Origin of the sequence: Okeania sp. SIO2B9, from assembly GCF_010672505.1 — a bacterium.
GTDB classification, from domain to species: Bacteria; Cyanobacteriota; Cyanobacteriia; order Cyanobacteriales; family Microcoleaceae; genus Okeania; species Okeania hirsuta.
On record NZ_JAAHGK010000602.1, the window covers coordinates 1 to 4,475 of the forward strand.

Here is a 4,475-nt window from a genome sequence, read left to right on the forward strand (position 1 = left end):
TAGCACTCATAGCTGCTTTAATTAAATTAAAAAAACGGGCATCTGAAACATCTACTTGTTTAGCATTATTACGAGTTTTACCTAACAAACCTATTTTTTGTCCCTGTTGAATTGCTAATACTTCTCCACGGGAATTTCTAATTCTTAATTCCTTCACATCTCCTATTTGATAAAGACTGCAAGTGTAAGGGCGACTACTGTAATAAAATTCTGCTTTTTGAGGAAAATTTTGAGGCGAAGTCTGTGAATTCCTAGAAATTTCCATCGGTAAACGTACTCCTAATAATTCCAACTCAATATTACTCTGACCATTCCAAGTATTTTCCCGCATTTTATAAGCAATATCTACCACCGAAGGTAAAGGAAAATAATCGCCCCAACGCCAAGCGATCGCCTGAATTATTTCTCCTTTAATTAAAGTTAATTTAATATGCCCCTTACCCACAATTCTTTGTTCAGAAATTCTCACATTTCGACTCCAAAACACAGGGTCCTTATTTTCAATTCCGCAGGGATGAAGTAAATCTATTTGACGATATAAATCAAAATTTAATTCCTGAATTTCTGCCTCAGCATCAATACTAACTAACGGTTTTAGATGCTTAATTTCTAAACATTGATGAGCAAACTCACTCAGACGAGAACGAAATTTATCCAAATTTTCTGCCGAAAAAGAAAAACCACCAGCCGCTCTATGACCTCCATACTTTCCTAATAGCTCATCACAAAATTGTAACGCCTCAAAAACATCAAACTCAGGAATGCCACGAGCAGAACCACGAATTATTTCTTCCCCCTCCTCCTCATAAGTGCCAATAAAAACAGGCACACCATAACGTTCCACCAACCGAGAAGCAACAATACCAATAACACCATGATGCCATCCCGGTTGCACCACCACTAAAACCCTTTCCTCCCGTAAATTTATCTGACTCGACTCACACCAAGCGATCGCCTCTTGTTCAATTTCCTCACATAACTGTTGTCGTTGCTGGTTAATTTCTTCACATTGCATCGCCCTTTCCAAAGCTATTCCCATATCATCAGTAGTCAAAAGCTCAATCACAATTTGTGGGTCAGCAATACGCCCAACTGCATTGATGCGCGGGCCCAGGCGAAAACCAATATCATCAGGTTTAAGAGATTTTTGATTATCTTTTGATTTTGGGTTTAATACCCCGCTATCTACAGACTGTTGAAAATTTTTTGGCGTTTGAGTTCCCTCTTCCTCCCCCCTTTCAAAGGGGGGCAAGGGGGGATACCCTCTTCCCTCTTCCTTCTTCCCTCTTCCTTCTTGACAAGTTCCCTCTTCCTCCTTCCCTCTTCCCTCTTCCTTCTTCCTTCTTCCTTCTTCCTTAGCTTGAACACCAGATACCTGAATTAATGCTTGTACTCCTGCTAACTGGGAGTGAGGCAAATATTGTAACCCCCGTTTCACCAAGCGACGGTTTACTCCAGTTAGAGGCGCCAAGTCAGCAATAGTACCCAAGGTGAATAATTCTAAAAGTGGCTTAATTAAACCTTGGTGTTTTCCCAAACGTTGCGCTAGAGATACTGCCAAAATGTAAGCAACCCCCACTCCTGCCACACCCCGATAAGGAGAAGTTTCTGAAATAAGCTTGGGGTTGAGGATAGCGTGAGCTGGTGGTAGTTTTGGTGGAATGTCGTGGTGGTCTGTAATAATAACATTTACACCTAATTCCCTTGCCCTAGCAATAGGTTCATAAGCAGCAATACCATTGTCTACAGTGATGATGAGACTTACTCCTTCCTGATGAAACTCCTTAACAATACGTTGGTTAATGCCATAACCTTCCTGCATTCGACTAGGAATAGCATAGTCAACTTTTGCCCCTAGATATTTGAGAGCGCGCAACAATAAAGCAGTGCTAGTCATTCCATCTGCATCATAGTCACCACAAATAGCAATTTTTTGTTCTTGAGAAATTGTAGTTTGTAATAAGTTGAGACTAATATCTAAGTCGGGAAATTCTTCTATTGGTAGAGGTAGTTTTATTGACTCAGGATCTAAAAATTCTTGTGCTTGTTCTATAGTAGAAATATCCCGGTTAATTAATGTCTGGGCAATTAGGGGTGATATTTCTAGAGTTTTGGCTAGTTGTTTAGTTATTTCTGGTTGCTCTGGATATATTAACCACCTTTGGTTAGGTAAGTTTTGCTGCTTTGGTGAAAGGGGGAAATTATTTTGCATATTGAATAAGGAAGAGGGAAGAAGGAAGAAGGAAGAAGGAAAGGGGCAAGCGAATACGGGAGCAAGATGCTCCCACTACCGTGTCTCGTAACAAATATAATTACAATGCACTACCACTTTAATTGTTTATATTCAGAATCATATTATACCAAGCGTGAAAAAAGAATACAGAACTTACCCAAATTGACTTTTAAAACACCATCTGTAGGGGCGCCATTCGGAGCTTTGCGGAACGCAAATGGCATTCGCCCTCATTCGATTTAGTGTCCGTGCGTAAGTCCTGAATACTTAACTTAAGTGAAACTTCAATTATCAAGTAATTAAGATGCTAAGTAAATAACTTTTTTGATAATTAGCACGCCAGTTATTGTTAATTATCCTTATATTTACTTCTCTGTACGGACGCCCTTATGCAACGTCCCTACTACTCTTTAAATGTAAACCATAATTATAGGAGGAAAAATGTTCAAAAGCTTAATCAGACAAAAATATTTAGGAGCAATACTGTTCCGGAACACTTATAACGAATGCTTGCTTCATTCATTAAAAAGCTGAAAAGCTCAAATGCTGAAATACTGATAGCTTATTATTAGGAGGAAAAATGTTCAAAAGCTTAATCAGACAAAAATATTTAGGAGCAATACTGTTCCGGAACACTTATAACGAATACTTGCTTCATTCATTAAAAAGCTGAAAAGCTCAAATGCTGAAATACTGATAGCTTATTATTAGGAGGAAAAATGTTCAAAAGCTTAATCAGACAAAAATATTTAGGAGCAATACTGTTCCGGAACACTTATGCGGTTAAAATACGTCTGGCTTATATCTTTGCTTTAATTGCAATAATTTTCCCTCATCATTATGTTTTAGCTCAAACCACTACAGAATATTATGCTGCTTTGAGTGAGGATAAAATTATTAATAATGACTCGGAAAATCAAGATGCTTCTATTAGACTTCTCCGAAAATAGTCAAACCAATACTGTAACTATCTTTTAAGGAGCGATCGCTATTTTACCAAGATAGTTGATTTTTACAGTCTCATAGGTATTAGAGATAGTTAGTATTAATATATAGCCCTAATTATAGTATCTTAAGTCAAGAACTTTTTAAGATATTTTCGGCTAATTTATTAATACAAAATAACCGTCCCTATTCCCAGTATTACAAGTCCACAAATAGTCATTATTATTTGCGTATATTTATCAGAATTTAGCCTGAATCTTTCCTGGGCTACTCGAAATATTTTTACCAATCTAATTATATGTTCTATAAAGATTCTTTCAGCAGCCAGTTCTTGATTTTGAGACTTTTGCTGACTGGTTAATTCTTGATTCTTTGGCTTTTTTTTCGGTGTTCTTATTGCTGATTCTCCAATGTAAGCTTTATCACCAGCAAATTTTTGTTCTTGAGCGAATTTTTCTTGTGTTTCACGAAAAAAACTTATGTCACTTTTTTTTCCTGGTTTTCCAGCTTCTACATCGACAATATCTTTACCTAATGGTAACACAATCACCTGACTTTTTCTAGTATGACTTTTTTTCTTTCCTGAGTAATATTCTTTTTGTTTTGCATATTCTTCTGGCCTTTCTATACCCTGTTCATAGCTATCTATAATTAACTCATACTCTGTTAAAATTTCTTTAACAATTTCTTTGTCACTGGAGTTTTTTTTACCTGTTCTAGTAGACTTGGTGGTAACAATTCTCCAATTATTGGGCACCAATAATTAAATGTATCATTGGCAGTAGTTTCACTCACTCCAAATTGAATTCCTAGTAATTGAAATGTTGTTAAATGTCTTAAATAAGTTAATGTTAAAATAATTTGTTCTGAGATAGATAATTTAGGTAGCCTACCACCACCAGAAGCCATTATTATCACTTTTTTAGCTGTAGCTATTTCTCGCTTATTATTGTGGAGTTTTTCTGCTTGTTTTAATAACTTTTCTAACTGTTCATACTTCATACCTAATAAACGTTCTGATTCTTGTGGGTGATTGTGAATATAATCGAGTATATTAGTCATAATTTGCCTAGCAAAAATTACATTTTTTATTACTTTATCACAATTTATTTATTTTTCGGAGATGTCTATTTATTTTAATCGGGGTGTCGATAAATATAATGATGGAAATTTTCCCGGAGCTTTGAATGATTTTAGTAAAGCTATTGAGCTGATACCGGATTTTATTGAAGCTTATTATAATCGTGGTATTTTACGAATTGAATTAGCAGAATATCAAGGAGTAATTGAGGATTTT

The 4,475-nt window shown here is 36.0% G+C and carries 5 protein-coding genes; 2 read left to right on the plus strand and 3 right to left on the minus strand.

Annotated features, from left to right (window positions below; genetic code table 11):
- On the minus strand, positions 1-2,212 hold a 2,212-nt coding region (locus F6K13_RS19900), incomplete at its 3' end, for a DHH family phosphoesterase (protein WP_287288135.1).
- 740 nt (positions 2,213-2,952) lie between these two features.
- Between F6K13_RS19900 and F6K13_RS19905 the strand changes: the two genes are divergently transcribed.
- On the plus strand, positions 2,953-3,183 hold the full coding sequence (locus F6K13_RS19905) for a hypothetical protein (RefSeq protein WP_124147420.1): 231 nt from the start codon (positions 2,953-2,955) through the stop codon (positions 3,181-3,183).
- Between the two features lie 161 nt (positions 3,184-3,344).
- Here F6K13_RS19905 and F6K13_RS19910 read toward each other — a convergent pair whose 3' ends face one another.
- Together F6K13_RS19910 and F6K13_RS19915 are read right to left on the minus strand one after the other, a co-directional pair.
- On the minus strand, positions 3,345-3,935 hold the full coding sequence (locus F6K13_RS19910) for a transposase family protein (RefSeq protein ID WP_240039184.1): 591 nt from the start codon (positions 3,933-3,935) through the stop codon (positions 3,345-3,347).
- Positions 3,845-4,240, minus strand: a complete 396-nt coding sequence (locus F6K13_RS19915) for a transposase family protein (protein ID WP_205127547.1) — start codon at positions 4,238-4,240, stop codon at positions 3,845-3,847. Before F6K13_RS19915 ends, F6K13_RS19910 begins: the two co-directional genes overlap by 91 nt.
- Before the next feature lie 61 nt (positions 4,241-4,301).
- Between F6K13_RS19915 and F6K13_RS35260 the strand changes: the two genes are divergently transcribed.
- On the plus strand, positions 4,302-4,475 hold a 174-nt coding region (locus F6K13_RS35260), incomplete at its 3' end, for a tetratricopeptide repeat protein (protein ID WP_353735687.1).